25 protein-coding genes and 1 tRNA gene are annotated in these 25,614 nt (G+C 70.6%); 11 read left to right on the forward strand and 15 right to left on the reverse strand.

Features of this window, described 5'->3' with window-relative positions; genetic code table 11:
• Positions 1-48 precede the first annotated feature (48 nt).
• Positions 49-696 carry an extensin family protein gene (locus ACMT1E_RS12810; RefSeq protein ID WP_414900709.1) on the forward strand — a complete coding sequence of 216 codons (648 nt, stop codon included), beginning with the start codon at positions 49-51 and terminating at the stop codon, positions 694-696.
• A gap of 55 nt (positions 697-751) precedes the next feature.
• A complete protein-coding gene (locus tag ACMT1E_RS12815) occupies positions 752-1,645 on the forward strand; it encodes a TIGR00730 family Rossman fold protein (protein ID WP_414900710.1) in 894 nt (297 codons plus the stop codon).
• 13 nt (positions 1,646-1,658) lie between these two features.
• On the opposite strand, the gene ACMT1E_RS12820 is transcribed toward ACMT1E_RS12815, so the two are convergent.
• The 5 genes from ACMT1E_RS12820 to ACMT1E_RS12840 all read right to left on the reverse strand — a co-directional run bounded on the left by ACMT1E_RS12820 (position 1,659) and on the right by ACMT1E_RS12840 (position 7,979).
• A complete protein-coding gene (locus ACMT1E_RS12820) occupies positions 1,659-2,672 on the reverse strand; it encodes an Ldh family oxidoreductase (protein WP_414900712.1) in 1,014 nt (337 codons plus the stop codon).
• A gap of 85 nt (positions 2,673-2,757) precedes the next feature.
• The gene (gene ribA / locus ACMT1E_RS12825) at positions 2,758-3,831 is read right to left on the reverse strand and encodes a GTP cyclohydrolase II (protein WP_414900713.1); all 1,074 of its coding nucleotides are present in this window, start codon (positions 3,829-3,831) and stop codon (positions 2,758-2,760) included.
• A complete protein-coding gene (locus ACMT1E_RS12830; protein ID WP_414900715.1) occupies positions 3,828-4,622 on the reverse strand; it encodes an exodeoxyribonuclease III in 795 nt (264 codons plus the stop codon). The genes ribA and ACMT1E_RS12830 overlap by 4 nt, the downstream gene beginning before the upstream one ends.
• Positions 4,623-4,935: 313 nt before the next feature.
• Positions 4,936-5,574: a LolA family protein gene (locus tag ACMT1E_RS12835; RefSeq protein ID WP_414900717.1), complete on the reverse strand. Its 639-nt coding sequence runs from the start codon at positions 5,572-5,574 to the stop codon at positions 4,936-4,938.
• A 77-nt stretch (positions 5,575-5,651) separates the two neighbouring features.
• The gene (locus tag ACMT1E_RS12840) at positions 5,652-7,979 is read right to left on the reverse strand and encodes a DNA translocase FtsK 4TM domain-containing protein (RefSeq protein ID WP_414900719.1); all 2,328 of its coding nucleotides are present in this window, start codon (positions 7,977-7,979) and stop codon (positions 5,652-5,654) included.
• A 109-nt stretch (positions 7,980-8,088) separates the two neighbouring features.
• Here ACMT1E_RS12840 and ACMT1E_RS12845 point away from each other — a divergent pair, with 109 nt between their 5' ends.
• On the forward strand, positions 8,089-9,294 hold the full coding sequence (locus ACMT1E_RS12845) for an FAD-dependent monooxygenase (protein ID WP_414900720.1): 1,206 nt from the start codon (positions 8,089-8,091) through the stop codon (positions 9,292-9,294).
• Between the two features lie 131 nt (positions 9,295-9,425).
• Here the strand turns inward: ACMT1E_RS12845 and ACMT1E_RS12850 are convergent, their stop codons facing one another.
• The 3 genes from ACMT1E_RS12850 to ACMT1E_RS12860 are packed head-to-tail and all read right to left on the reverse strand — an operon-like array spanning position 9,426 to position 11,145.
• Positions 9,426-9,626, reverse strand: coding sequence for a Trm112 family protein (locus ACMT1E_RS12850; RefSeq protein ID WP_414900721.1), 201 nt, complete (start codon positions 9,624-9,626; stop codon positions 9,426-9,428).
• Entirely contained in the window at positions 9,623-10,246 is a 624-nt protein-coding gene (locus tag ACMT1E_RS12855) for an LON peptidase substrate-binding domain-containing protein (RefSeq protein WP_414903425.1), read from the reverse strand. Before ACMT1E_RS12855 ends, ACMT1E_RS12850 begins: the two co-directional genes overlap by 4 nt.
• A complete protein-coding gene (locus tag ACMT1E_RS12860; protein ID WP_414903427.1) occupies positions 10,246-11,145 on the reverse strand; it encodes a tetratricopeptide repeat protein in 900 nt (299 codons plus the stop codon). The genes ACMT1E_RS12855 and ACMT1E_RS12860 overlap by 1 nt, the downstream gene beginning before the upstream one ends.
• 186 nt (positions 11,146-11,331) lie before the next feature.
• Here ACMT1E_RS12860 and ACMT1E_RS12865 point away from each other — a divergent pair.
• Positions 11,332-11,406: transfer RNA gene (locus ACMT1E_RS12865), tRNA-Gly, on the forward strand.
• A 159-nt stretch (positions 11,407-11,565) separates the two neighbouring features.
• Here the strand turns inward: ACMT1E_RS12865 and ACMT1E_RS12870 are convergent.
• Genes ACMT1E_RS12870 through hemC form a run of 3 tightly spaced genes read right to left on the reverse strand, consistent with a single transcriptional unit; the run spans position 11,566 to position 14,029 of the window.
• Positions 11,566-12,411, reverse strand: coding sequence for a hypothetical protein (locus ACMT1E_RS12870; protein WP_414900722.1), 846 nt, complete (start codon positions 12,409-12,411; stop codon positions 11,566-11,568).
• Between the two features lie 47 nt (positions 12,412-12,458).
• Positions 12,459-13,121 (reverse strand): uroporphyrinogen-III synthase, encoded by a 663-nt coding sequence (locus ACMT1E_RS12875; protein WP_414900723.1) that lies wholly within the window; start codon positions 13,119-13,121, stop codon positions 12,459-12,461.
• Complete coding sequence (gene hemC / locus ACMT1E_RS12880; RefSeq protein WP_414900724.1) at positions 13,118-14,029, reverse strand: hydroxymethylbilane synthase; 912 nt, start codon at positions 14,027-14,029, stop codon at positions 13,118-13,120. The genes ACMT1E_RS12875 and hemC overlap by 4 nt, the downstream gene beginning before the upstream one ends.
• 67 nt (positions 14,030-14,096) lie before the next feature.
• On the opposite strand from hemC, the gene tsaD reads away from it, so the two are divergent.
• Together tsaD and ACMT1E_RS12890 are read left to right on the forward strand one after the other, a co-directional pair.
• The gene (gene tsaD, locus ACMT1E_RS12885) at positions 14,097-15,131 is read left to right on the forward strand and encodes a tRNA (adenosine(37)-N6)-threonylcarbamoyltransferase complex transferase subunit TsaD (RefSeq protein WP_414900725.1); all 1,035 of its coding nucleotides are present in this window, start codon (positions 14,097-14,099) and stop codon (positions 15,129-15,131) included.
• Entirely contained in the window at positions 15,128-16,105 is a 978-nt protein-coding gene (locus tag ACMT1E_RS12890) for an NAD(P)H-dependent glycerol-3-phosphate dehydrogenase (RefSeq protein WP_414900726.1), read from the forward strand. Before tsaD ends, ACMT1E_RS12890 begins: the two co-directional genes overlap by 4 nt.
• Before the next feature lie 6 nt (positions 16,106-16,111).
• On the opposite strand, the gene ACMT1E_RS12895 is transcribed toward ACMT1E_RS12890, so the two are convergent.
• Positions 16,112-17,920, reverse strand: a complete 1,809-nt coding sequence (locus tag ACMT1E_RS12895) for an AsmA family protein (RefSeq protein ID WP_414900727.1) — start codon at positions 17,918-17,920, stop codon at positions 16,112-16,114.
• 54 nt (positions 17,921-17,974) lie between these two features.
• Complete coding sequence (locus ACMT1E_RS12900; RefSeq protein ID WP_414900728.1) at positions 17,975-18,133, reverse strand: DUF1674 domain-containing protein; 159 nt, start codon at positions 18,131-18,133, stop codon at positions 17,975-17,977.
• Between the two features lie 91 nt (positions 18,134-18,224).
• On the opposite strand from ACMT1E_RS12900, the gene htpX reads away from it, so the two are divergent.
• From htpX to ACMT1E_RS12920, 4 genes are read left to right on the forward strand one after another with little or no spacing between them, the layout of a single operon-like run.
• Complete coding sequence (gene htpX, locus ACMT1E_RS12905) at positions 18,225-19,166, forward strand: zinc metalloprotease HtpX (RefSeq protein WP_414900730.1); 942 nt, start codon at positions 18,225-18,227, stop codon at positions 19,164-19,166.
• A complete protein-coding gene (locus tag ACMT1E_RS12910) occupies positions 19,163-20,419 on the forward strand; it encodes an RsmB/NOP family class I SAM-dependent RNA methyltransferase (RefSeq protein WP_414900732.1) in 1,257 nt (418 codons plus the stop codon). The genes htpX and ACMT1E_RS12910 overlap by 4 nt, the downstream gene beginning before the upstream one ends.
• Before the next feature lie 56 nt (positions 20,420-20,475).
• Positions 20,476-21,138: a ribulose-phosphate 3-epimerase gene (rpe, locus tag ACMT1E_RS12915; protein WP_414900733.1), complete on the forward strand. Its 663-nt coding sequence runs from the start codon at positions 20,476-20,478 to the stop codon at positions 21,136-21,138.
• Entirely contained in the window at positions 21,135-22,871 is a 1,737-nt protein-coding gene (locus ACMT1E_RS12920) for a heparinase II/III family protein (RefSeq protein ID WP_414900734.1), read from the forward strand. Before rpe ends, ACMT1E_RS12920 begins: the two co-directional genes overlap by 4 nt.
• Positions 22,872-22,946: 75 nt before the next feature.
• On the opposite strand, the gene tldD is transcribed toward ACMT1E_RS12920, so the two are convergent.
• Both tldD and ACMT1E_RS12930 read right to left on the reverse strand, forming a co-directional pair.
• A complete protein-coding gene (gene tldD / locus ACMT1E_RS12925; protein ID WP_414900736.1) occupies positions 22,947-24,371 on the reverse strand; it encodes a metalloprotease TldD in 1,425 nt (474 codons plus the stop codon).
• Positions 24,372-24,389: 18 nt separating this feature from the next.
• Entirely contained in the window at positions 24,390-24,590 is a 201-nt protein-coding gene (locus ACMT1E_RS12930) for a zinc-finger domain-containing protein (protein ID WP_414900738.1), read from the reverse strand.
• 89 nt (positions 24,591-24,679) lie between these two features.
• On the opposite strand from ACMT1E_RS12930, the gene ACMT1E_RS12935 reads away from it, so the two are divergent.
• Positions 24,680-25,606, forward strand: coding sequence for an ABC transporter ATP-binding protein (locus ACMT1E_RS12935; RefSeq protein ID WP_414900739.1), 927 nt, complete (start codon positions 24,680-24,682; stop codon positions 25,604-25,606).
• Positions 25,607-25,614 lie beyond the last annotated feature (8 nt).

The following is a 25,614-nucleotide window of genomic DNA, read 5'->3' on the forward strand; positions in this document are numbered from 1 at the left end:
GATCATCGGCGGGTGAGCATCGGGCAAAGCGGACGGATCGGGATTGGCGTGGCGGTTGTCGCTGCGCTGACGCTTGCCGCCTGTTCCGGCGACCGGGGCCGCCGATCGTCAGCGCGCAAGCCGACACCCGCCGCGCAGTTGATGCCGGGCATCACATCCGCCCCGATCCGCCAGTGCCTCGGCAGGCTGGCGGAGCAGGGCGTCGATTTCCAGCCGCTGCCCGACCGCGATTTCGGCGGCGGCTGCCTGGCCTATGGATCAGTCAAGCTGCTCGACGTCGGCACGCCGACCACCAATCTGGGCGCGATGACCTGCCCGCTCGCCAGCGCGTTTTCCGGCTGGGTACGGTTCGGCGTCGTGCCGGCGTCCCGCGCCTGGCTGGGCAGCGAGGTGGTCAAGGTGGAAACGTTCGGCACCTATAACTGCCGGACGATCAACGGCATCGGCGCGACCGGCCGCCTGTCCGAACATGCGCGGTCGAACGCCGTCGACGTCGCCGCCTTCATTCTGGCCGACGGGCGGCGGATCAGCGTCAAAACCGACTACCGTTCCGCCGATCCGGGGGTGCGCGGCTTCATCAAGGCGGTGCACCAGTCGGCGTGCAAGCGTTTCGCGACCGTGCTCAGCCCCGATTACAACGCCGCCCATAACGACCATTTCCACCTCGACATGGGGCGCGGGCCGTTTTGCCGCTGAGCGCCGGCGGGGCGCCGTGCTTGAACCGGCACCCAAACGCGCTATCAGCCTAGCAATGACCGATAATAGCGAAACCATCGTCCCGTCGCGGCTGTTCCCGCGCGCGCGCCAGTCGGCGGACAGTACCGCCAAGACCGTCGTCCATACCCCGCAGACCGAACATCCCGCCTATCGGCTGGCGTTTCAGGACACCGAATTCCTGCTGCGCGAGGATTTGCGACCGGTGCGGTTCCAGCTGGAACTGCTGAAGCCCGACCTGCTGCTCGACGAGGCGCGGATCGCCTCCACCCTGGTGATCTACGGTTCCGCCCGCATCCCGGAACCGGCCAAGGCCGATGCGCTGCTCGCCGCCGCGACCGACACACGCGGCCGCGCGATTGCCGAGCGGCTGGTCGCCAAGGCCAAATATTACGATGTCGCGCGCGAGCTGGCGCGGCTGGCCAGCCGCTGCCCGCGCGATGCCGAGGGGCGGCGCCACTTCGTCGTCTGTTCCGGCGGCGGCCCGTCGATCATGGAAGCGGCGAACCGCGGCGCGGTCGACGCCGGCGCCGAGACGATCGGCCTCAACATCGTCCTGCCGCACGAGCAGGCGCCGAACCAGTATGTCACCCCGTCGCTCAGCTTCCAGTTCCACTATTTCGCGCTGCGCAAGATGCATTTCCTGCTGCGCGCGCGGGCGATCGCGGTGTTCCCCGGCGGGTTCGGCACGTTCGACGAGATGTTCGAGGCGCTGACCCTGATCCAGACCGGCAAGATTTCTCGCCTGCCGATTTTGATGTTCGGGCGCGCATTCTGGAACAAGGTCGTCGATTTCGAGGCGCTGGCCGACGAAGGGGTCATTGCCCACAAGGACCTGGCGCTGATGAACTGGGTCGAGACCGCCGACGAGGCGTGGGCGATCATCCGCGAATTCTGGGGCCGGTCGGCCGAAGACTGCCCCTGCGACTGACGCGGCGGCCGGGTCAGCCGGCCAGCGCCGCGATGCGGTCGTGGAGCGCGCGCGGCACGGCGACGCCATCGGCCAGGCTCCGCGCCCGCGCGGCATAGCGGCGCTGGGACGGCAGGCGGGCACCCTGCGCGGCGAAGCCGGCAAACAGCGCCTCCGCCCGCGCAACGCCCGGCGCGGCGTCACCGCCGGCCATGACCGCCGGGTCGAAGGCGAGGATCAGCTCGCCATGACAGGGGGCGAGTTTCAGCCCTTCGTCCCACGCCATCGATTCGACGCTGGTGCGCTCACCGATCAACGCGCCGGCAAGCAGCTCCACCATCGTCGCCAATGCGGAACCCTTGTGGCCGCCGAAGGTGAGCATCGCGCCATCGAGCGCGGCCTGCGCGTCGGTGGTCGGCGCGCCGTTCCGGTCGACGCCCCAGCCTTCCGGGATCGCCCGCCCTTCGTTGCGGTAGTGGGCAAGGTCGCTGCGGGCGACGGCGCTGGTCGCGAAGTCAAAGACATAAGGGTGCCCGTCCGGGCGCGGCCAGCCGAAGGCGATCGGGTTGGTGCCGAGCAGTCCGCGGTTGCCGCCGGCCGGCGCGACCCAGGCATGGCTGGGGGTCAGCGCCAGCCCGGCGAGGCCCTCCGCCGCCAGCGCCTCCACCTCCGGCCACAGCGCCGAGAAGTGGAAGCAGTTGGTGACGACCAGCGCCGCGACGCCGCCGTGCCGCGCCTTGTCGGCCAGCAGTGGCAGGCCGCGTTCGAAGGCGAGCGGCGCATAGCCGTAGCCGGCATCGACCCGGACCAGCGCCGGCGTCTCGTCGCGCACGTCCGGCACCGCCGCCACCGCCAGCCGGCCCGACCGCACCGTCTCTACGCAGCCGGGCAGGCGGTGCAGGCCGTGGTTGGAGCAGCCGTCGCGCTCGGCGGCGGCGATCACCCGCGCCACCGCCTCCGCCTGCGGCGCGGCCAGCCCGGCGGTCTCCAACACCCGGCACGCCAGGGCGAACACCGCATCGACCGACAGAATGACAGGACCGTCCACGACCAACCCCTGATAGTATACGATTTAGCCTTCGTAGCCGCCCGGCGCGGGCGGTCAACGCCCAACATGGTGGAATGGGCGGGCGTTAAAGCTGGTGGCCGGTGCGGTCACGCTTGGTGGCGAGGTAGCGTTCGTTGTGCGGATTGGCCGGCAGCGCGTGGGGCACCCGCTCAACCACCGCGATGCCGTGCGCTTCCAGCCCCACGACCTTAGCCGGGTTGTTGGTCAGCAGCCGGACGGCGGTGACGCCGAGCAGGGCGAGCATCCGCGCGGCGAGCGAGAAGTCGCGCGCATCGACCGCGAAGCCGAGACGGATATTGGCGTCGACCGTGTCAAAGCCCTGATCCTGCAGGCTGTAGGCGCGCAGCTTGTTGATCAGGCCGATGCCGCGCCCTTCCTGCCGCAGGTAAAGCAGCACCCCCCAGCGCGCGTCGGCGATGGCGTTGAGCGCGGCGTGGAGTTGCGGCCCGCAGTCGCATTTGAGCGAGCCGAGCACGTCGCCGGTCAGGCATTCGCTGTGGAGGCGGACCAGCGGTGGGCTGCCGTCCGGCGTGCCGACAACCAGCGCGACATGCTCATCGGCGGTCTCGGCGGTGCGGAAGGCGACGATCTCCGCCGCTTCGGCGGCGGCGACCGGCAGGCGGGCACGCGCCGCGACGACCAATCGATCGGGGGATTCATAGGCGGCGATGTCGGCCGGGCTCAGCGCGGCGGCGTGCCGGTCGATCGTGCGGACGAAGAAAGCGGGGAGCAGCCCGGCGAGGCGGGCGAGATCGAGCGCGGCGGCGGCCGCCGCCGCCGCGCCGGTGGCGACGGCCCGAAACGGCCCCTTCAACGGCGCCGCCAGGTCGAGCGCCGGATCGGCCAGCGCCACCGCCGCCGGCAGGTCGATCCACGGCGCGCGCGCGATGCGGATCGCCCCGCCACCGGCCGCCGCGCGCTGGTTGACCAATTTCAGCGTTTCCGCCCGCGCGGCGGACAGCAGGATATCGGCCCGCCCGTCCGGATCGAAGGCAGCGAGGCGGCCGGTATCGGCGGTCTCGATCGCAAGCAGCACCAGCCCCGCGTCAGTGTCAGTTCCAGTGTCCGCGATCGCCACCTCCCACCCCCGTCGCAAAGCGTCGACGGCGCGGGCGGCGGCGCGCGGCCCGGTGTTCACAAGCGGAATTCCGTGATCAGCGGAATATGGTCGGACGGGCGGCCCCAATCGCGGCATTCCTCGTGCACGCGGTGGCCGATCGCCTGACCGGCGAGCGCCGGACTGGCCCACATATGGTCGAGCCGGCGGCCGCGGTCGGACGCCGCCCAGTCCTTCGCCCGATAGCTCCACCATGTATAGAGCCGCTCCGGCGGCGGCACGAAATGGCGGCCGAGGTCGACCCAGCCATGCGCTGCCTGCAGACGGGCAAGCGCGGCGACCTCCACCGGGGTATGGCTGACCACGTCGAGCAGTTGCCGGTGGCTCCACACGTCCGATTCGAGTGGCGCGATGTTGAAATCGCCGACCAGCAGGGTCGGCACCGCCAGCCCGGCGGACCAGTCGGTCATGCGTTCCAGAAAGTCGAGCTTTTGCCCGAATTTGGGGTTGAGCGCGCGATCCGGAATGTCGCCGCCGGCCGGGATGTAGACGTTTTCCAGCCGCATGCCGTTGGCCAGCCGGACACCGACATGCCGCGCCTCGCCATTCGCCTGCCAGTCCAGCCGGTCGTCCTCGACCAGCGGCACCCGGCTGAGGATGGCGACGCCGTGGTACATGCGCTGGCCGTGCAGCACCTGATGGGTGTAGCCGAGGCGGGCGAAGGCAACGGCGGGAAACACGTCGTTCGCCGCCTTGGTTTCCTGGAGGCACAGGATGTCCGGCGCCTGTTCGGTCAGGAAACGTTCGACGATGTCGAGGCGGGCGCGCACCGAGTTGATGTTCCACGATGCGATGCTGAGGGTATCGGCCATCCGCGCGCTTTAGAGTCTGATTGTCTTATGGGGAAGCGGCGCCGGCCCTCTCCCCCACCCGGCCACCCAACGACAGTATCCTGAAATGGGCGGCCGGGTGGGGGAGAGGGCCGGTGCCGCCTACACGCCCTCATCCAGACACGCAAAGGCCCCCGCTCCGGGGGCTTGGAACGGGGGCCAACCTGCGTTCGTCACGCTGGCGGGACATCGGAATGACGAGGCGGGTAACAGGGGGGAAACCCGGCTCCAGTGCTCCAACGTCCGCTGAGCATGGATACGCGATCCATCCTGTCGCCAATATGAACGGCCGGGTTCAGCGCCCGCGCACGCCCTGACGCGGGTCGCGCCATTTGAACGCCTGGTCGTCGATCGGGCCGTTAAACCGCTGGTTGGACAGGCGGATCTGGGTGCGGTTGTTCTGCGCATCGAGCGCGGTCCAGCCGTTCAGCGTCAGGCCGGCCGGGCCAGTGGTGTCGCGCACGAAGGCCAGGGTGATCGTGCCGAATTCCGGGCGACCGGGATCGCGCGCCTGCACGAGCAGCAGGCGCGGATCGGCCGATTCGACCACCCGCGCCACCTTCGACAGGTCCTTCGCGGGGTCGAGGATGAAGGTCAGCGGCGATTTGCCGATCGGCCAGCGCGACACCTGCTTCACCTGATAGTCGATGAAGGTCAGCGCCTTGCCGTCGCCGACGATCAACAGCGGCACGCCCTTTTCATACTGGAAGCGGACGTGCCCCGGCCGCTTCAGCGTCAGCGTGCCGGTCAGCACCTTGCCGGCACGGTCGGTCTGAGTGAAATCGGCGGTCATCGTCTGGATCGCCGCCATGTGGCGCTGCACCGCCGCCAGATCCGCTTCGGCGGCCGGCGCCTGCGCCTGAACGGCGGGGGCGGATGCCAGCGCGAGCGGCGCGAGGGCCAGGGCGGCGGGGATCAAAGGGCGAAACGACATTCGGGGCACTCCATGCGAACGGTGCGGCTTTTCGGTGATTCGGTTTGAATGCCGACTGAACCCGGATCGGCGGACGATCAGACCGGCTGGCCGTCGCGGTCGATCAGCACATCGCGCCGCCCGACATGATCCGGCGGGCCGACCTTGCCTTCCTGCTCCATCCGCTCGATCAGCCGCGCCGCGCTGTTGTAGCCGACGCGCAACTGACGCTGGACATAGCTGGTCGATGCCTTCTGGCTGGTCGCGACGATCTGGACCGCGCGGCGGTAGAGCTGCTCCTCCGGGCTGTCGTCGCCGTGCGGCGCGCCTTCCAGCTCGAAGCCGCCATCCTCCGGCTCCTCCGTCACGGCCTGGATATAGTCGGGGCGGCCCTGGGTGCGCCAATGGTCGGCGACGGCGCGCACCTCCTCGTCCGACACGAACGGGCCGTGGACGCGGACGATCTGTTTGCCGCCCGGCATGTAGAGCATGTCACCCTTGCCAAGCAGCTGTTCGGCGCCCTGTTCGCCCAGGATGGTGCGCGAATCGATCTTGGAGGTGACCTGAAAACTGATCCGCGTCGGCAGGTTGGCCTTGATGACGCCGGTAATGACGTCGACCGACGGCCGCTGCGTCGCCATGATCAGGTGGATGCCGGCGGCCCGCGCCTTCTGCGCCAGCCGCTGGATCAGAAATTCCACTTCCTTGCCGGCGGTCATCATCAGGTCGGCCAGTTCGTCGACGATGACGACGATCTGCGGCAGCGGATCGAAGGAAAGCTGTTCCTCCTCGTAGATCGGCTGGCCGGTTTCCGCGTCGTAGCCGGTCTGGACGCGGCGGCCGAGCGGCTGGCCCTTCGCCTTGGCGGCGCGGACCTTGTCGTTGAACGAGGCGAGGCTGCGCACGCTGACCGACGCCATCATCCGGTAGCGTTCCTCCATCTGCTCCACCGCCCATTTCAGCGCGCGCACCGCCTTGGGCGGATCGGTGACCACGGGGGCGAGCAGGTGCGGGATGTCGTCGTAGATGCTCAGTTCCAGCATCTTCGGGTCGATCATGATCATCCGGCACTGGTCGGGGCTGAGCCGGTAGAGCAGCGACAGGATCATCGCGTTCAGGCCGACCGACTTGCCGGAACCGGTGGTGCCGGCGACGAGCAGGTGCGGCATCGGCGCCAGATCGGCGATGACCGGATCGCCGGCGATGTTCTTGCCCAGCACCAGCGGCAGCGCACCCGACTGATCCTCGAACACCGGGCTGGAGATCAGTTCGTGGAGGACGACCGATTCGCGCTTCTGGTTCGGCAGTTCGATGCCGATCACGCTGCGGCCGGGGATGGTGGCGACACGCGCGGACAGCGCCGACATGTTGCGGGCGATGTCGTCGGCCAGCTGAATCACCCGGCTCGCCTTGATCCCGGCCGCCGGTTCCAGTTCGTACATGGTGACCACCGGGCCGGGGCGAACCTCGACGATCTGGCCCTTCACATGGAAATCTTCCAGCACCGATTCGAGCAGGCGGGCGTTGCGTTCCAGCCCGGCCTTGTCGATGGGGTTGCCGGATGCCGGCGGCGCCGGGGACAGCAGCGCCAGCTTCGGCAGGGCATAGCGGTCCTTCAGGTCGAACGAGGTCTGGACCGGAGCAGGCTGCTTGCGGCCGCTGGCCACCGGCTTTTCGCCCGGCACGGAAATCACCGGCGGCGGGCGGCGGTCCGGTTCCGCGACCGGCCGCGGTTCCGCAGCGGCGCTGCGTTGCGGACGCACGACGGCAACGGCGTCCTCGACAACGGCGTCGTCATCGTCGCCATCGTCAGCGGCCTCGCGGCGGCGGAACAGCCAACCGCGTTCGACCTCGTCCAGTTCCAGGCTCTTCGCCCACAGGACGATGCCGCCGATCGCGAGCAGCGCGGCGACGCCATAATGGGTCCACACCACCGCCACCGGCGGCAGCAGGGCGATCAGCCGGTCGATCGCCGCCTGGCCGATAATGCCGACCGCCCCGCCCAGCCCGCCGGGCAAGCCGGCGATCGACCCGGCGTTGACCATCGCCAGCGCGATGCCGATCAGCGCGATGCCGATCAGCGCCTGCGGGATCGTGCGTTTCCACCGGCCGGGGTCGCGATCGTGCCACAGACGCAGGCCGATGAAGGCGAGCAGCGGCAACAGCAGCGCCGTCGCCGGCCCCAGCGTCCACAGCATCAGATCAGCCAACCACGCCCCCGGCGCGCCGACCCAGTTCTGCGCCGGGCCGCCGGCGGCGGTGTTCATCGACGGATCGCTCGGGTGGTAGCTTACCAGCGCCAGCGCGGCGAGCAGCGCGGCGAGCAGCACCGCAATGCCGCCGAACAGCGCCCCGCTGCGCGCCACGCCGCGCCGGATTGCCGCCCGCCAGCCCGGATCCTGCGATGCCATCGCACGGCTCCCCATGTAAAACCCTCGTTCGTGCGCGGAATGTTCCGCTGCCCACAATGCCTGTGGCGCCGACTCCGCGTCAAGCGGGCTTCCGCGTCGACAGTCGCCGGGCTAGAGAGCGGGCATGGACAGCGACGTGATCATCCTTGGCGGCGGCCTTGTCGGGCTGACGCTGGCGCTGGCGCTGGACGCGCACGGCCTGACCAGCACCGTCGTCGACCCGGCCCGGCCGGATGCGGTGCTCGCCCCCGGTTTCGACGGCCGCGCCTCCGCCGTCGCCAGTGCGAGCTGGAAGATGCTGCAGGCGATCGGCATCGGCGCGCGGCTGGCCGGCAAAGGCTGCGAAATCCGCACCATCCACGTCAGCGACGGCCTGTCCCCGGGGTTGCTTGCCTTCGAATCCGCGCCGGACGACGGGCCGCTGGGCCTGATGTTCGAGAACCGGCAATTGCGCCAGGCGCTGCACGCCGCGGCGGCGGAGGCGGCCAACATCACCCTGTGCATGCCAGCGCGGGCGGTGACGACGGAGCGCGGCGCCCACGGCGTGACGGCAACGCTGGATGACGGCCGGGTAGCGCGGGCGCCGTTGCTAATCGCGGCGGAGGGGCGCAATTCGCCGACCCGTGCCGCCGCCGGCATCAACGTCGCCCGCTGGTCCTATGACCACACCGCGATCGTCGGCGCGCTGGAGCATGAGCGCGACCATGGCAACATCGCCTATGAAATATTCTACCCGTCCGGGCCGTTCGCGCTGCTGCCGATGCCGGGCGGCCATCGTTCCGCCATCGTCTGGTCGGTGCGCAGCGCCGACGGGCCGGGGATGCTGAAGCTCAGCGACCGCGCCTTCCTCGCCGAAGCGAGCAAGCGGATGGGCGACATGCTCGGCTCGCTGAAGCTGGCGGCGCCGCGCAGCGCGTTTCCTCTTGGTTTCCACCACAGCGCGCGGATCACCGGCGAGCGGCTGGCGCTGGCCGGCGATGCCGCCCACGGCATCCACCCGATCGCCGGGCAGGGTCTGAATCTAGGGTTCCGCGACGTGGCGGCGCTGGCCGAGGTGCTGGTCGACGGCAGCCGGTTGGGACTGGACCTGGGCGACGCGCAACTGCTTGCCCGCTACGAACGCTGGCGCAGCATGGACACGCTGTTGGTCGCGGCGGCGACCGACGGGCTGACCCGGCTGTTCGGCGTGCCGGGGCGGACCGCATCGGCGGCGCGGCGCTTCGGCCTCGGCATCGTCCAGCGCACCCCGCCGCTCAAGCGGATGTTCATGACCGAGGCGCGCGGCGAAAGCGGCGAACTGCCCCGGCTGCTGCGGGGCGAATTGGGGTAGGCCCTGTCCGCTTCCCCCACTGCCACCCCCTTCACCTTCACCCGTCCCGTCCATCCCGAGCGCACCCGGTCACCGTGCGTCCCTCGACTGCGCTCGGGATGGACGGGTTTGAGGTTGGAGCTAAGCGGATGTCAGTTGGAGGGGGAATCCGAGGCGTCCCCGCCATCCAGCACCCGCGCTTCCTCGACCAGCATGACCGGCACGCCGTCCCGCACCGGATAGGCGATGCCGGCGGCGTCAGAGACCAGTTCCTGCGCGACCGGATCGTAACGGAGCGGCGTGCGGGTCAGCGGGCAGACCAGCATTTCGAGAAGATCGGGGGTCAGGGTCATTGCAGGGTCACCGGTTCGCCGGCATCGCCCTGATGGCGGCCGAAAAATTGCATAAGCTGAATAATCAGGTCGCAGCGGTCATCCAGCCCGTCCGCCTCGAGCAGCGCCTGCTTGGCGGCGACGTCGAACGGGGCGATCTGGGCAATGCCGTTGACCAGTGCCTCATCATCGAGCCGGGCAACGGCGCCCCAGTCCACCGCATAGCCCTGCGCGTCGGCGAAGCGGCGCGATTCGCTTTCCAGCGCGGCGCGGCGGACGGGGGCGAGCGGCGGTTCCTCCGGCGCGTCCTCTATCTCAGCTTCGACCTGGCGGAACGGGGTGGTTGCGGCGATTTCCGCCACCATGCGGAAGCGGGCGAGCCCTTCCAGCACGATATTGTAGCGCCCGTCGTCAAGCGCCTCGACATGGGCGATGCGGCCGACACAGCCGATCGCGAACAGGTCCGGTGGCTCGCCCGGCCCCTTGGGCTGGATCATCCCGATCCGCCGGTCGCGCGCCATCGAATCGCTGACGAGCGCGCGGTAGCGCGGCTCGAAGATGTGCAGCGGCAGCTGCATGCGCGGGAACAGCAGCGCCCCGCCGAGCGGAAAGATCGACAAACGCGACGGGCGGGCGCCCATCAGGTGAACAGAATCGCCGACAGGCGGCGGCGGGTGGCGGACACCCACGGGTCCTCCAGCCCGACGACTTCCATCAGCTGCAGCAGCCGCTGGCGGGCGGCGCCTTCGTTCCAGTCGCGATCGGCGGCGATGATCGCCAGCAGCGCATCGGCGGCACCGTCATGATCGCTGGCCCCCATCAGCGCGCCGGCCAGTTCGTATTGCAACGCCAGATCGCCGGGCGCCGCGGCGGCGCGGCGGCGCAGGTCGTCGAGATCGTCCGCCGGCGGCGCTTCCCGCGCCAATGCAACGGCGCTGCGCGCGCGGGCGACCGCCGGGTCCTTCGCCTTATCCTCCGGCAGCGCGTCGAGTGCCGCCTGCGCGTCGTCCAGCCGCCCGGTCCCGACCAGCGAGCGGGCGAGGCCGGAAACCACGGCCGGGTCTTCCGGCGCCATTTCGGCGACCTGGGCGAAGATGCCCGCGGCACGTTCCGCATCACCCCCGGCGAGCACCTCCTCCGCCATCGCGATCAGCGGCGCAATGTCGGGCGCCTGTTCCTCCCCCGGCGGGGTGATCGGCGGCAACTGACGCAGGATCTGGTCGAGCATCTGGGTTAATTGCGATTCGGTCCGCGCCTGGGTCAGATCGGCGACCAGCTGGCCCTGAAAGACAGCATAGACCGTCGGGATCGACTGGACGCGGAATTGCGCCGCGATCGTCCGGCTGGCGTCGACATCGACCTTGCGCAGCAGCACGCCCTTGTCGGCATAGGCAGCGGCGACCTTGTCCAGCACCGGCGCCAGCGCCTTGCACGGCCCGCACCATTCGGCCCAGAAATCGAGGATGACGAGCGCGTTCATCGACGGCTCGATCACGTCGCGCTTGAAACTTTCTATTTCCGCGCGCTCCGCGGCGGTCATCCCCAGCGTGGCCACACCATCCTCCCGGTTGAATTGCCGCCCTTATGTGGGGGGAAGCCCCGCGCTGCCAACCCCCCAGAGTGTTGACCACAAACGGCGACAAGGGGCTTGCGCGGTTCCCGGCCCCGCGCTATCTGCCGCGCCTCACCCGCCCCAATGGCCAATGCGCCGGGGGCCAAACGCCGAGCGGGCGTAGCTCAGGGGTAGAGCACGACCTTGCCAAGGTCGGGGTCGAGGGTTCGAATCCCTTCGCCCGCTCCAGTTTTCAGAAAATCCGAGTTATCGGCACCTGGCCGACACGGCCGAAGGCGGAAACGCCTCCCGCTCGTGACGCTTAGAAGACTGAGCAATCTGTGAATTCGCCCTCGCAAGGCGCCAGTGGCGATTCGTTCGCCCCGATCCCCTCGGGGACCGATGCCCTTATTGTGCCGGTGGGGCGGCAGTGGGTTCGGGCTGGAGAATCGCGCTGGTTTCGATCATGTCGAGCGCCTGGCGCGCGGCGATGTAGCGGCGGGCAAGCGCGATCCAGTTGCCGGCCTTGTCGCGGCCGGGCATGCGCGCCACTTCGGCCAGAGCGGCGTCGACACGGCCGCCTTCCAGCATCCGCCGCGCCCGGCGGGCGCGCTCGGTCGGTTCCGGCGAGGGTGTGCCGGCCTTGCGGACGACGGCGAGACTGCCGAGTTCGCGCTGCACCGCCTGCCACCAGCCACCGTCACTGCCCGACACCAGCGCCGGCGCCAGATCGTCGAGGCCGAGGCGCAGTTCTTCCAGCGTCACCGGGTCGCGCGACGCGGCGATCACCGTTGCCACCGCGGCCGGCTGGCTGGCGCCGAACCGATCGCGCAGCTGCGCCTCGATATAACCGAGGCCCATGCCGCGATCGAGCGCGCGACGGGCAGCGAAAGCGACGAGCAGCCCTTCGGCACGGGCAGCGTTGCCGGATGCGGCGCGGGCGCGCTCGCTGACCCGGTCGATCCGCCCTTCCAGATCGGCAATGCGGACATCGAGCGCGGCCAGCGCGGCCGGGTCGGCAACCGGGCGCGGCGGCATTGCCGGCGGGGCGGGCGTCGGCGCGGCAACCGGGGCCGCCAGCTTTACCGCCGGCGTTTTGACCGGGGCGGGCGCGGTGACGAGCCGGCCCGGCCGGGTCAGCACATAAGCGGTCAGCGTCACCCCGACGACAAACGCCAACAGCACCGATATCACCAGCACGCGGGTGCGGTGCGACGTTGCTGGGGTCGCCATCGGTTCATCAAGGCCGGTCATCGTTTCGCCCCGTCATCGCACGCCCCGGCGCGCCCGCGCAACTAGTGTCACGCCGTCAGGCCGACGGCAACCGCCAGCAGAGAAGCATCGTCGGGCCGCGCCGCGACCGCCGTCGCCGCCCAGCCCGGCCCGGCCGCGGCCAGCGCCGCCGCACTGATCGCCGCGATCCGCGTCGCGGCGCGGTCCGGCACCAGCGCGGCGAAATGCCGGGCGGCGCGCGGCGAATGCAGCAGCACGACATGGTCCGCCGCATCTGCAAGGCCGGGCGGCGGATCGACCGCCCGCGCGTCATAAACCGGCACGGCGGTGACCGACAGCGCGCCCGGATCGGCCCGCCGCCGGTCGACGCCGCACAGGTGCAGAAGGCGGCACGCACCGCCGGCCCGGACCAGCGCGAACAGTGCGACAAGATCGTCGTCGCCGGCGGTGATCGCGGTGAAGCCGGCGGCGCGGGCGGCCGCCGCGGTTGCCGGGCCGACCGCGTAGACCGGCAGCGCCGTATAGCCGGCCAGCGCCGGTCCGGCGGCACGCACCGCATTGGCGCTGGTCAGCATCAGCGCGTCGAACCCGGCGGCGGGCGGCGGCTGCCAGGCGAGCGGCACGATTTCGAACAGCGGGCGGACGGTGACAGCAAGACCGCGCGCGGCGGCGGCGCGGGCCGAGGCGGCGGCGCCCGGTTCCGGCCGCAGGATCAGCAGCGGCCGGGTCATCCCGAAAACTGGGCGCGCAACGCCGCCGGCGCCGCTTCGAACAGGCGCTGGGCCAGGCGCGCCGCCTCGTTCGGCTCGTTGAGCAGCGCCTCACCCTGCGCGTGCAACGCCCCATCCGGACTGAAGATTTCGGCGCGCAGGTGGATGCCGGTCTTGCCCTGCGTCGCGAGTGCCGCAACCGGCGAGCGACAATCGCCGCCAAGCTTGGCGAGCAGCGTCCGTTCGGCCTGAATACAGCGTTCCGTCTCCCTGTCGCCAACGGCGGCGAGCCAGGCGAGCAGATCGGCGTCGCGCGCGCGCGCTTCTATGCCGATCGCTGCCTGCGCTGCCGCCGGCAGCATCGTGCCGATCGGAACCGCGCTGCCGACGCTGTCGCGCCCGAGCCGGTCAAGCCCGGCGGCGGCGAGCAGCGTCGCGTCCGCCTCCCCCCGTTCCAGCCGGGCGAGGCGGGTGTCGACATTGCCGCGGAACGGCACGATCTCCAGATCCGGGCGCAGCCGGCGTAGTTGCGCGGCCCGGCGCGGCGAGCTTGTTCCCACCCGCGCGCCACGCGGCAGATCGTCGATCGCCGCCGCGCCGATCAGCCGGTCGCGCACGTCGGCGCGCGGCAGGATCGCCGCGATGACGATGCTGGCCGGCCGGACGCTTTCGACATCCTTCATCGAATGGACGGCGAAATCGATGTCGCCGGCGAGGAGCGCACGATCCAGTTCCTTGGTCCACACTCCCTTGCCGCCCAGTTCGGCGAGCGGCCGGTCCTGCACCTTGTCGCCACCGGTCCTGATCGGAACGATGGTGATCGCATCGGGCGCAAGGCCATGCGTCTGTTCGAGCACGCGCGCCACCATGCCCGCCTGGGCAAGGGCGAGGGGGGAGCCGCGGGTTCCTAGGCGAAGAGGGGTCTGCATCGCGGCCAGCCCATACCGGCGCGCGCGCGCTTTGTGAAATGGCGATAACGCGCCTATCTGCGAAATGATGGCGGTGATCCTGGGAATCGAATCGAGCTGCGACGAGACGGCGGCGGCGCTGATCGCGACCGACCGGCGGGTGCTCGCCCACCGGCTGGCGGGGCAGGAGGCGGAACACCGACCCTATGGCGGGGTAGTGCCGGAAATCGCCGCCCGCGCCCATGTCGAGGCGGTGACGCCGCTGGTCGAGGCGGCGCTGGCCGACGCCGGCATCGGCCTTGGCGATGTCGACGCGATCGCCGCGACCGCCGGGCCGGGGCTGATCGGCGGGGTGATGGTCGGGCTGGTTACCGCCAAGGCGCTGGCGCTGGCGGCGGGCAAGCCGCTGGTCGCGGTCAACCATCTGGAAGGCCATGCGCTGTCGCCCCGGCTCGCCGATCCGGCGCTTGCCTATCCCTATCTGTTGCTGCTGGTTTCCGGCGGCCATTGCCAGTTGCTGCTGGTCGGCGGGGTCGGCCGCTACCGCCGGCTGGCGACGACGATCGACGACGCGGCGGGCGAGGCGTTCGACAAGACCGCCAAGCTGCTCGGCCTCGGCTTTCCCGGCGGCCCGGCCGTCGAGAAGGCGGCGGCGCTGGGCGACCCGAAGGCGGTGCCGCTGCCCCGCCCGCTGGTCGGCCGGGCGGAACCACATTTCTCGTTCGCCGGGCTGAAGAGCGCGGTGCTGCGCGCCCGCGATGCCGGCACCTATTCGGCGCAAGACATCGCCGCGTCGTTCCAGGCGGCGGTGATCGATTGCCTGATCGACCGGACGAAACGGGCGATTGCCGGCGCGCCGGGCGCGACCGCGCTGGTGGTCGCCGGCGGCGTCGCGGCGAACGGCGCAATTCGCGGCGCGCTGCAAACGCTTGCCCATGCCCGCGACCTGCCGTTTGTCGCGCCGCCGCTGTGGCTGTGCACCGACAATGCGGCGATGATCGGCTGGGCCGGGGCGGAACGATTCATGGCGGGGCTGACCGATCCGCTCGACGTGGCGGCGCGGGCACGCTGGCCGCTCGACCCGGACGCGGAAGCGGCGCGAGGCGCGGGAGTGAAAGCATGACGATCGGCGTGGTGGGAGCGGGCGCGTGGGGTACCGCCCTGGCGCAGGCGATTGCGGGAGACGGCAGCGCCGTCACCCTGTGGGCACGCGAAGCGGAGGTAGTCGAGACGGTCAACCGCGACCATGTCAACACGCTGTTCCTGCCCGGCCTGCCGCTGGCGCCGACGATCACCGCGACCGGCGCGCTCGACGCGATGGCCGGGCACGAGGCGCTGCTGATCGTCTCACCCGCCCAGCACCTGCGCGCGATGCTGTCGCGCATTCCGGTCGGCACGACGCCGCTGGTGCTGTGTTCGAAGGGGCTTGAGGCCGGCACGATGAAGCTGCTGTCGGAAGTGGCGGAAGAGGAGTATCCGGCGGCGCCGATCGCGGTACTGTCCGGCCCGACCTTCGCCCATGAGGTGGCGGCCGGGCTGCCGGCGGCGGTGACGCTGGCCTGCGCCGATGCGGCGCTGGGCGGCGCACTGGCCGCGCGCTTCGCCCGCCCCGCCTTCCGCCCCTATCTGTCGACCGACGTCGTCGGCGCCGAGATCGGCGGCGCGGTCAAGAATGTGCTGGCAATCGCCTGCGGCGTCGTCGAGGGACGCGGCCTTGGCCAGAACGCGCGCGCCGCGCTGATCAGCCGTGGCTTCGCCGAAATGACCCGATTCGGGCTGGCACGCGGAGCACGGGCGGAAACGCTGGGCGGGCTGGCCGGCCTTGGCGACCTGGTGCTGACCTGTTCGTCGACCAGTTCGCGGAATTTCTCGCTCGGCAAGGGGCTGGGCGAAGGGAAAAGCGCCGCCGAACTGATGGCCGATCGCCACACCGTCGCGGAAGGGGCATTCACCGCGCCGGTGCTGCGCGCCGCCGCCCGCGCCGTCGGCGTCGACATGCCGGTGGTCGACGCGGTCTGCGCGCTGCTCGACGGATCGGCGACGATCGAGGTGGTGGTCGAATCACTTATGACCCGGCCCCTGCGCAGCGAGGACTGATCGGCGCTACCCGGCCAGGGCGCGCGCGATCAGAGCATTGCAGTCCGCGTCTTCGGCACGCGGCGCATGGTTTTTGCCGGAGATCGCCCGGCCCAGCATCTTGAGCAACTGACGCGGGCGTTCCGCCTTGGACGGCAGGGTAAGTTCGGGCGCCTTGATCGTGCCGCCGACCGGCAACGGCGCGTCGTAGCGCAGCAATGTCTTGCCCTTGGGCGCACCGGTCAACCGGGCGTTCAGCCGCTCGCTGGCCAGGTTGATCGTGCCGGTCGCCCGCGCCTGCGACCGGGTGGTGTCGACGATCAGCGGATCGATGCGGCCGACGCCGTCGCGCACCGCCAGCCGCATCGCCAGGCAGCGCAGACCGGCGGTTTTGTCTTTTTTGGCGAGCAGGCCATGGCCGACATCGAAGCCGATGAACGCCGCCAGCCGGGCCGGCAGCACCCCGTCACGCGCGGCGAGGCCGACCGTCCCGGTCGCGCGGCCGAGCGCCTCGCGCACTGTCACGCCGCGCCCGGCCAGCTTCGCTCGTGCGTCGAACCGACCGGACAGGTCGCTGTCGCCGGAAAAGCTGGCCAGCGCCGCGCCACTGAGGGTCAGGTCGAGGGTGAGCAGCGGCACGGCGGCGCCGTTACGCTGATCGACGGTCGCCCGGCCGCGCAAGGTGCCGCGCGGCAACGCCAGTTCGAGCGGATCGACGGTCAGCAGGCCGTGGTCGAGGCGGAGGGTGCCGCGCATCGCGGTGAACGGCGTCGGCGTCCGCCACAACAGCCGGCGCGCGGTGAAGCGGATTTCACCATCGGTCTTATGCATCCGTTTCAGGTCGATCGCGGTGTCGGGGATCAGGCGCGGGCCGCTCGTGCGCAATTTAGCGCGGGCGATCGCGCGACCCTGCGCGTTCGATAAATCGTCGAAGTCCAGGCGCGCGGCATCGAGCGCGCCGGTGATGATGCTGCGCCCGTCGCGCTTGGCAACGGTGACGGCACCGGTGAAGGCGGACCGCCCCATCGTCCCGCTCAGCTTGCGGACGGTCCAGTCGGGCGCGTCGTGGCGGACATCGGCGACCAGCGTGACCGGCTGGGTGCCGGGCAGGCCGGCCTCGATGATCGCGTCGAGCAGTTTCAGGTCGTCGCCGCGCGCGGTGACGCGGGCGGTGAAATGGTCGACGGCGAACGGGCGATCCATCGCCCCTTCCGCCCGCATCGCCAGCGCCTTGCCGTCGATCACCGCGACGAACGGCCAGCGGCCGGGCTTCGCCCCCGCTGCGATCGCCGCCCCGGTCGCCGACAGAGTCACCGGCTGGCCAAGCACCGTGCCGGTACCCGCGAGGCGGAAGCCGGCGGGATCGAAAGTGGCCGTGGCGTCAAACCGGCGGTCGCGCTTCGCATCAGCATAGGAAATGCGGGCGTTGCGGATGGTGATCGCGCTCAACGCGATCGGCGGCGCGGCGCGATCCGGCTTTTTCTCCCGCCGCCAGTTTTCCCGCCCCGATGCATCGCGGACCAGCGCCAGCGCGGCACCGTCGACCGCGATCTCGCGCGGGGCGACCCGGCCGGATAGCAGCGGCCACAACGGCAGGCGAACGACCAGCGAATCAATTCGCGCCAGATCGCCTTTGCCCGCCCAGTCCGGCTGGGCGATCACCAGCCCGCGCAGCGCGATTCGCGGCGACAACGAAAAATGGTCGAGGCGGCGCAGGCTTCCGATGTGAACCGGCGCGCCGATCGCAGCGGCCAGACGCTGCTCCACGGTCGGCCGCAGCCAGCCGATCGGCGCCAGCGCGGCGGCCAGCACCGCGCCTGCCACGATCGCCGTCAAGCCGGCTGCTATCAAGGCGATCGTCCGTCCGGTCATAACCCCCCTGTCAGAGCATCAGAAATCCACGGCGATGCCCTTCAGTTCCCAGTCGCCGTAACGGGTCGGGTCGCGTTCCAGCGGGTCGGTGGTCGCCCTGGCCGGCGCCGGCTGCGGGATCGGCGGGCTTTTCGACAGATAGGCGGGTGGCTTCACATGCGCTGGACGGCGGCTCATTCGACTGATCTTTCCCGGTTGCGGGTGGGTGTGGCGCCCCTACATTGGGCGGCAGAAGAGACGGACGCAAGGCGGGAGACCGGGACGCAAGATGAACGGGTTCAAGACGACGATGCTGCTGGCCGCGCTGACCGCGCTGTTCATGGCGCTCGGCTATACGCTGGGCGGCGGCGGCGGCGCGATGATCGCGCTGCTGATTGCCGCCGGCATGAACCTTTTCACATTCTGGAACGCCGACAAGATCGTCCTCAGGATGCACAACGCGCGTGAGGTCGATGCGACGAGCGCGCCGGATTATTACGCGATCGTCCGCGATCTGGCGGCACGCGGCGGCCTGCCGATGCCGAAGGTCTATGTGATCGACGATCCCCACCCCAACGCGTTCGCCACCGGCCGCAACCCGGAAAACGCGGCGGTGGCGGCGACCACCGGCCTGCTGGGCATGCTATCACGCGACGAGGTTGCCGGGGTGATGGCCCATGAGCTGGCGCATGTCCGCAACCGCGACACGCTGATCATGACCATGGTCGCGACGATTGCCGGTGCGATCTCGATGCTTGCCAATTTCGGGCTGTTCATGCGCGGTAACGACGGCAATCGCGCCAATATGCTGGCGACGCTGCTGGCGGTGTTCGTCGCCCCCTTCGCGGCGATGATCGTCCAGATGGCGATCAGCCGCCAGCGCGAATACGGCGCCGACCGTGGCGGGGCGGAGATTTCCGGCAACCCCCGCGCACTCGCCTCCGCCCTCGCCAAGATCGCCGGTGGCGCCGCCCGCATCCCCAATGCGGTGGCACAGCGCAATCCGGCGGCGGCCTCGCTCTATATCGTCCCGGCGCTGCGCGGCGGGGGCGGCGACAGCTGGTTCTCCACCCACCCGGACACCGGCAATCGCATCGCCGCGCTTGAGGAGATGGCCGGCGAATTCGGCCAGCCTTTGCCGCGTGCCGCCGCCGCGCCCCGCGCCTCCGCGCTTGGCCCGCTGCCCGCCCGCCGGCGGGGCAGCGCACTTGACCCGCTGCGCCGCGATTGACCCAGCCTGTCCCAGACGGCGCCGGCGTTCCCGCCCGGCGCGCCGCGTTGCGCCTGCTCGACGCCGTGCTGCGTCAGGGCCGCGCGCTCGACCATGCGCTGCCGGCCGCGACCAAGGGCATTGCCCGCGCCGATGACCGGGCGCTGGCCCACGCGATTGCGGCGGAGGCGCTGCGCCGCCTGCCTGACCTCGACGCGCTGATCGACAGCGCCACCCGCAAGCGCCTGCCCGACGACGCCAAGGCGCGCTTTGCCCTGCGCATCGCGCTGGTTCAGGCGCTGGCGCTGCACACGCCGGGCCATGCCGCGATCGCCACCGTATTGCCGCTGGTCGACGGCGGCCCGCGCAAGCTGGTCCACGGCGTGTTCGGCACGCTGATGCGCCGGGGCGCGGTGCTGCCGGCGCCGCCGTCGCTGCCGCGCAACGTCGCGCTGCGCTGGGCCGAGGCGTGGGGCCGGGCGATGGTCGACGGGGCAGGCGCGGCGATCGCGGCGCCGCCGCCGCTCGACCTGACCGTCAAGCCCGGCGCGATAGCGCCGGAGGGCGCCGTGCTCGCCCCCGGCCATGTCCGCGTCGCCGCCGCCGACGTCACCGCTCTGCCCGGCTTCGCCGAGGGCGGCTGGTGGGTGCAGGATCTGGCGGCGTCCCTTCCGGCGCGGCTGCTCGGCCCCGGCGATGGGCGGCAGGTGATCGACCTGTGCGCGGCGCCGGGCGGCAAGACGATGCAGCTCTGCGCCACCGGCTGGCAGGTGACGGCACTGGAGCAGGTGCCGGCGCGGCTGGAGCGGCTGCGCGACAATCTTGAGCGCACGCAGCTTTCCGCCGAGCTGGTCGCCGCCGACGTGATGCAATGGGCGCCCGCCGCCCCGGCCGACGCGGTGCTGCTCGACGCGCCGTGCAGCGCAACCGGCATTTTCCGCCGCCACCCGGACGTGCTCCACCGGGTGCGGGCGAAGGACATCGCCGCGCTAGCCGAGGTGCAGGCGGCGATGCTGGCCCGCGCCGCCGACTGGGTCCGGCCCGGCGGCACGCTGGTCTACGCGACCTGTTCGCTGGAACCGGCGGAAGGCGAGGCGCAAATTTCCGCCTTTCTTGCTGCGCGCGGCGACTATCGACCGGCGCCGGTTGCGGCGACGGAACTGCCAGCCGGCATCATTCCGGCGGACGGTTTCGTTCGCACCCTGCCGGGGATGCTGGCCGATGCCGGCGGGCTTGACGGCTTCTTCGTCGCGCGGATGATTCGTCAGGACTGAATTCAGCGTCCACCTTGCTTGCAGGGCCGCGCCGGCCCGCGTAAGGCATGGCACTCATGACGTCAGCAGTTCGCATCGCGCCATCCATCCTCTCCGCCGATTTCGCGCGACTGGGCGAGGAGGTGCGTGCCGTCGACGCCGCGGGGGCCGACTGGATCCATGTCGACGTGATGGACGGGCATTTCGTGCCCAACCTGACGATTGGTCCGGCGGTGGTGAAGGCGCTGCGCCCGCACAGCGCCAAGCCGTTCGACGTCCATCTGATGATCGCCCCGGTCGACCCGTTCCTCGACGCCTTCGCCGAGGCCGGCGCCGACATCATCACCGTCCATGCCGAGGCCGGGCCGCACACCCACCGCACCGTCCAGCGGATCAAGGCGCTCGGCAAGCAGGCGGGCATCTCGCTCAATCCGGCGACACCGGCTAAGATGCTCGACTATCTGCTGGAGGAGATCGACCTGGTGCTGGTGATGAGCGTCAACCCCGGTTTCGGCGGGCAGAGCTTCATCGAGAGCCAGCTGCGCAAGATCGAGGCGTTGCGCAAGCAGATCGACCGGCTGGGCAAGGACATCAGGCTGGAGGTGGACGGCGGCATCGACCGCACCACCGCGCCGCGGGTGATCGCCGCCGGCGCCGACGTTCTGGTCGCCGGCACCGCCACCTTCCGGGGCGGGCCGGACGCCTATGCCGCCAACATCCAGGCGTTGAGAGCGGTGTGAGCAAGGCGGTCCCGATCGACCCGGCCGCCGACGGGATCGAAGAGGGCAAGCGGCTCATCCGGCTCGACGGCGAGAAGGGCCTGTCGCTGGCCGAGCGCATCGCCAACAGTTTCAACCGCCTGACCTGGCGTACGCCGCTGCACAGTTTCCGCCTGCGCGGCCGATTCCCGCTGAAACTGCTGGCGGTGCCGAGCGACCCGATCATCGGCGACCAGCGCGCCGGGCAGGCGCTGCTCGACCGGCGCATCCTGTTCGGCGGCGAGGCGATTCCGGTGCCGGCGCTGAATTTCGCGACGCTGGCCGCCGCCCCCGGCCTTGTCACCCACCTGCACAGCTTCGCCTGGCTGCGCGACCTGTCGACCGTCGCGACGCGCCAGCAGGGCGCGCCGATCGCCGAGGCGATCATGCGCAAATGGCTGGCAGCCCACGCCGACAATGTCGGCGGCATCGCCTGGCGATACGACATCGTCGGCCGGCGCATCCTGTTCTGGGCGGCCCACGCGCCGCTGATCCTGTCGTCGAACGACATCGTCTACCGATCGACCGTGCTGAACGCGCTCGCCCGTTTCGCCCGCCATGTCGAACGCGGGGCCGACCGGGCGCCGCCCGGCCTGGCCCGAGTCGCCGCCTGGGCCGGCGTCGTCGCCGCCGGCCTGCTGATCCCCGGCGGATCGCTGCGCCGCCAGTTCGGCGAGGAAGGGCTGACCCGCGCACTCGGCGCCGCCTTCTACGACGACGGCGGCACCATCGACCGGTCGCCGTCGGCGCTGCTCGACGGCATCGCGCTGCTCGCGCTGCTGCGCGCGGTCTACGAGGCGCGGCGCGAGCAGGCGCCGCTGGCGATCCACACCGTGCTGTCGCGGGCGGTGCCGGCGCTGCTCGGCGTCACCCACGGCGACGGCGGCCTCGCCAGTTGGCAGGGCGGCCTGCCGGTCGACGCGCAGCGCGTCGCGGCGATCATCGAGGCGAGCGGGGTCCGCGCCCGACCGCTGCGCCAGGCGCGCGACTGGGGCTATCAGCGGCTGGCCGGCGGGGCGACTGTAATCAGCGTCGACGCGGCGCCGCCGCCGGTCAGCCGGCTGGCCGAGGGCGGCTGCGCCTCCACCCTGGCGTTCGAACTATCGGACGGGCCGCACCGGGTGATCGTCAACTGCGGCGGCGCGCGCCACCCCGGCCTGACCATTCCACCGGCGCTCGCCGACGGCCTGCGGACCAGCGCGGCGCATTCGACGCTGGTCCTGGGCGACACCAATTCCACTGCCGTCCATACCGACGGCAGTCTTGGTCGCGGCGTCGCCGAGGTCGAGATCGACCGGCAGGAAACCGAAGCGGGCAGCCGTCTGGAGGCAAGCCACGACGGCTATCTGCGCAAATTCGGCCTGCTCCACCGCCGGCTGATCATGCTGTCCGCCGATGGCCGCGAGGTGCGCGGCGAGGACATATTGCTGCCCGGCGGGCGGCGGCGTTCATCCCGCGCGGCGCGCTTCGCCGTCCGCTTCCACCTGGCGCCGGGAATAGAGGTGACGCCGACCGCCGACGGCCTGGGCGCGCTGCTGCGCATCCCCGACGGGGCGTTGTGGCAGTTCCGGGCCAAAGGCGCGCAACTGGCGAGCGAGGAAAGCCTGTGGGTCGATCCGCGCGGCCGGCCGGTAGAGACCGTGCAGCTGGTGATGTCCGGCGAATCGCCGGCCGGCGGCACTAGCGTCAGCTGGATCCTGCGCCGGGCCGGCTGAGGATCGATCGGCCGCAGCAGCCGTGGATTGCTTCGCTGCGCTCGCAATGACGATAGGGTAAGACCACGGCCCGGTTCAGCCGGTGCCGCCGACCGTCAATCCGCCGATCAGCAGGGTCGGCTGGCCAACGCCGGCGGGGACCGACTGGCCGGCTTTGCCGCAGACGCCGACGCCTTCGTCCAGCGCCATGTCGTTGCCGATGCCGATCACCCGGGTCAGCACCGACGGGCCGTCGCCGATCAGCGTCGCGCCCTTGATCGGCGCGCCGAGCCGGCCGTTCTCGACCTTGTAGGCCTCGGTGCAGGAAAAGACGAACTTGCCGGACACGATGTCGACCTGCCCGCCGCCGAAGCTCTTGGCGTAGATGCCGTTCCTCATCCCGGCGAGCAGTTCGGCCGGGTCGTCCGTGCCGCCGCGCATGAAGGTATTGGTCATCCGCGGCATCGGCGCGTGGGCATAGGATTCGCGGCGGCCGTTGCCGGTCGGCTCCACCCCCATCAGCCGGGCGTTCAGCCGGTCGTGGATATAGCCTTTCAATATGCCGTCCTCGATCAGCACATTCTCGCGCGTCGGCGTGCCTTCGTCGTCGATGGTCAGCGAGCCGCGCCGGTCGGGGATCGACCCGTCGTCGACCACGGTGACGCCGGGCGCGGCGATGCGTTCGCCGATCCGGCCGGAAAAGGCGCTGGTGCCCTTGCGATTGAAGTCGCCTTCCAGCCCGTGGCCGATCGCCTCGTGCAGCAGCACGCCGGGCCAGCCGGGACCGAGCAACACCGTCTGCTCGCCGGCCGGGGCGGCAACCGAATCGAGGTTGATCAGCGCCTGTTCCAGCGCCGAGTCGATCGCCCGGTTCCACGTCGCCTCGGCGAACAGCCGGTCGTAGAGGTAGCGGCCGCCGATGCCGAAAAAGCCGGTTTCGCGCCGGCCATTCTGTTCGGCGACGATCGAGACGTTGAGGCGGACAAGCGGCCGGATGTCCTGTGCGACATGACCGTCGGCGCGGACGATCTCGATTACGCTCCAGCTGGCCGACAGGCCGACGGACACCTGCGACACGCGCGGATCGCGGGCACGGGCGGCAGCGTCGACCGCCTCGCACAGCGCCACCTTTTTGGCGAACGGCACCAGCGCCAGCGGGTCTTCGGCGGTGTAGAGGTGGCGGTTGGTCCGCGCCGGCGGCGGCGCCGGGGCACCCTTTGCCGGGTCGAGCAGCCGCATTGTCTCCGCCGCGCGGCGGATGGCGGCGGCGCTCAGTTCGTTGGCGTGGGCGAAGGCGGTGGTTTCGCCGGAAACCCCGCGCAGGCCGAAACCGGCATCGGTCGAATAATCGGCGGTCTTCAGCCGGCCATCGTCGAAGCCGAAGCTCTCGCTGGCGCGATATTGCAGGTACAGCTCGCCATCGTCGCAGCCGCCGAGGGCATCGGCGGTCAGGCGCAGGGCGGTGTCGGGGTCTAGCGCATCGCGGTAAAGCCAGGCGCGCGGATCGGCGGCGGTCGTCATCCTGCCGATATAGGAGGTTCAGGCGGTCTGGACACCCTGTTCATCGGCCGCGCCGCCGATCAGCACATAGCGGCGGTCACAATAGCCGCAGTCGGCATAGCCGCGCTCGTCGATCTGCAGCCAGACGCGCGGATGGCCGAGCGCGGGGGCGATGTCGCCCGCGCCGTCGCAGGCGACACGCGGATGTTCGACGCGAAAGGTTTCGGGCGGCGGAATCATGGGGCGCGATTAGCAAGGCGGGACCGGTCGCGCAATCATCCGCCGCCTTCGCTGTTGGCGCTCCCCGCCGGGCGCGCTATCTGCGCGGGATGACCGATGCCGCGATCCGCATCCAATCGCTTTCAAAGACCTACGCCGACGGCAAGCAGGCGCTGAAGGCGGTCGACCTCGATGTGCCGCGCGGGCAGATATTCGGTCTGCTCGGCCCGAACGGCGCCGGCAAGTCGACGCTCATAAACATCCTCGCCGGGCTGGTCACCAAGACGGCGGGCAGCGTCTCCATTTGGGGATTCGACATCGACGCGCATCCGCGCAACGCCAAGGCGTCTATCGGCATCGTCCCGCAGGAGATCGTGTTCGACCCGTTCTTCACCCCGTTCGAGACGCTGGAGCTGTTCGCCGGCCTCTACGGCGTGCCGAAGACGAAGCGCCGGTCGATGGAGTTGCTGCGCGCCGTCCATCTTGCCGACAAGGCCGACGCCTATGCGCGCACCCTGTCCGGCGGGATGAAGCGGCGGCTGCTCGTCGCCAAGGCGATGGTCCACGCGCCGCCGATCCTGGTCCTCGACGAGCCGACGGCGGGCGTCGACATCGAGCTGCGCCAGCAGCTCTGGGCCTATGTCCGCCAGTTGAATGCCGAAGGCGTCACCATCGTCCTCACCACCCATTATCTGGAGGAGGCGGAGGAACTGTGCGACCGCATCGCGATCATCAACCACGGGCGGGTGATTGCCAATGAAGCGACGCGCACGCTGGTCGACATGGCGCGCGAGAAGGTGATCGAGCTGACGCTGGACCGCCCGATCGCGGCGCCGCCGGCCTCGCCGCTGTTCGACCGGGCCAGCGTCACCGGCGAGCGGGTACTGCGCGTGACCTATATCAAGAACAAGGCCAGTGCCGCCGACGTGCTCGCCGCCGTGACCGGGGCAGGATACGGCATCGTCGACCTGTCGACCCGCGACGGCGACCTGGAGGATGTGTTCCTGAACCTGACCCGGACGGCCGACGCCGCCTGAAACCCTAT

It is taken from the genome of Sphingomonas flavalba, from assembly GCF_047553045.1.
In the GTDB taxonomy this organism is placed as follows: domain Bacteria; phylum Pseudomonadota; class Alphaproteobacteria; order Sphingomonadales; family Sphingomonadaceae; genus Sphingomonas_L; species Sphingomonas_L flavalba_A.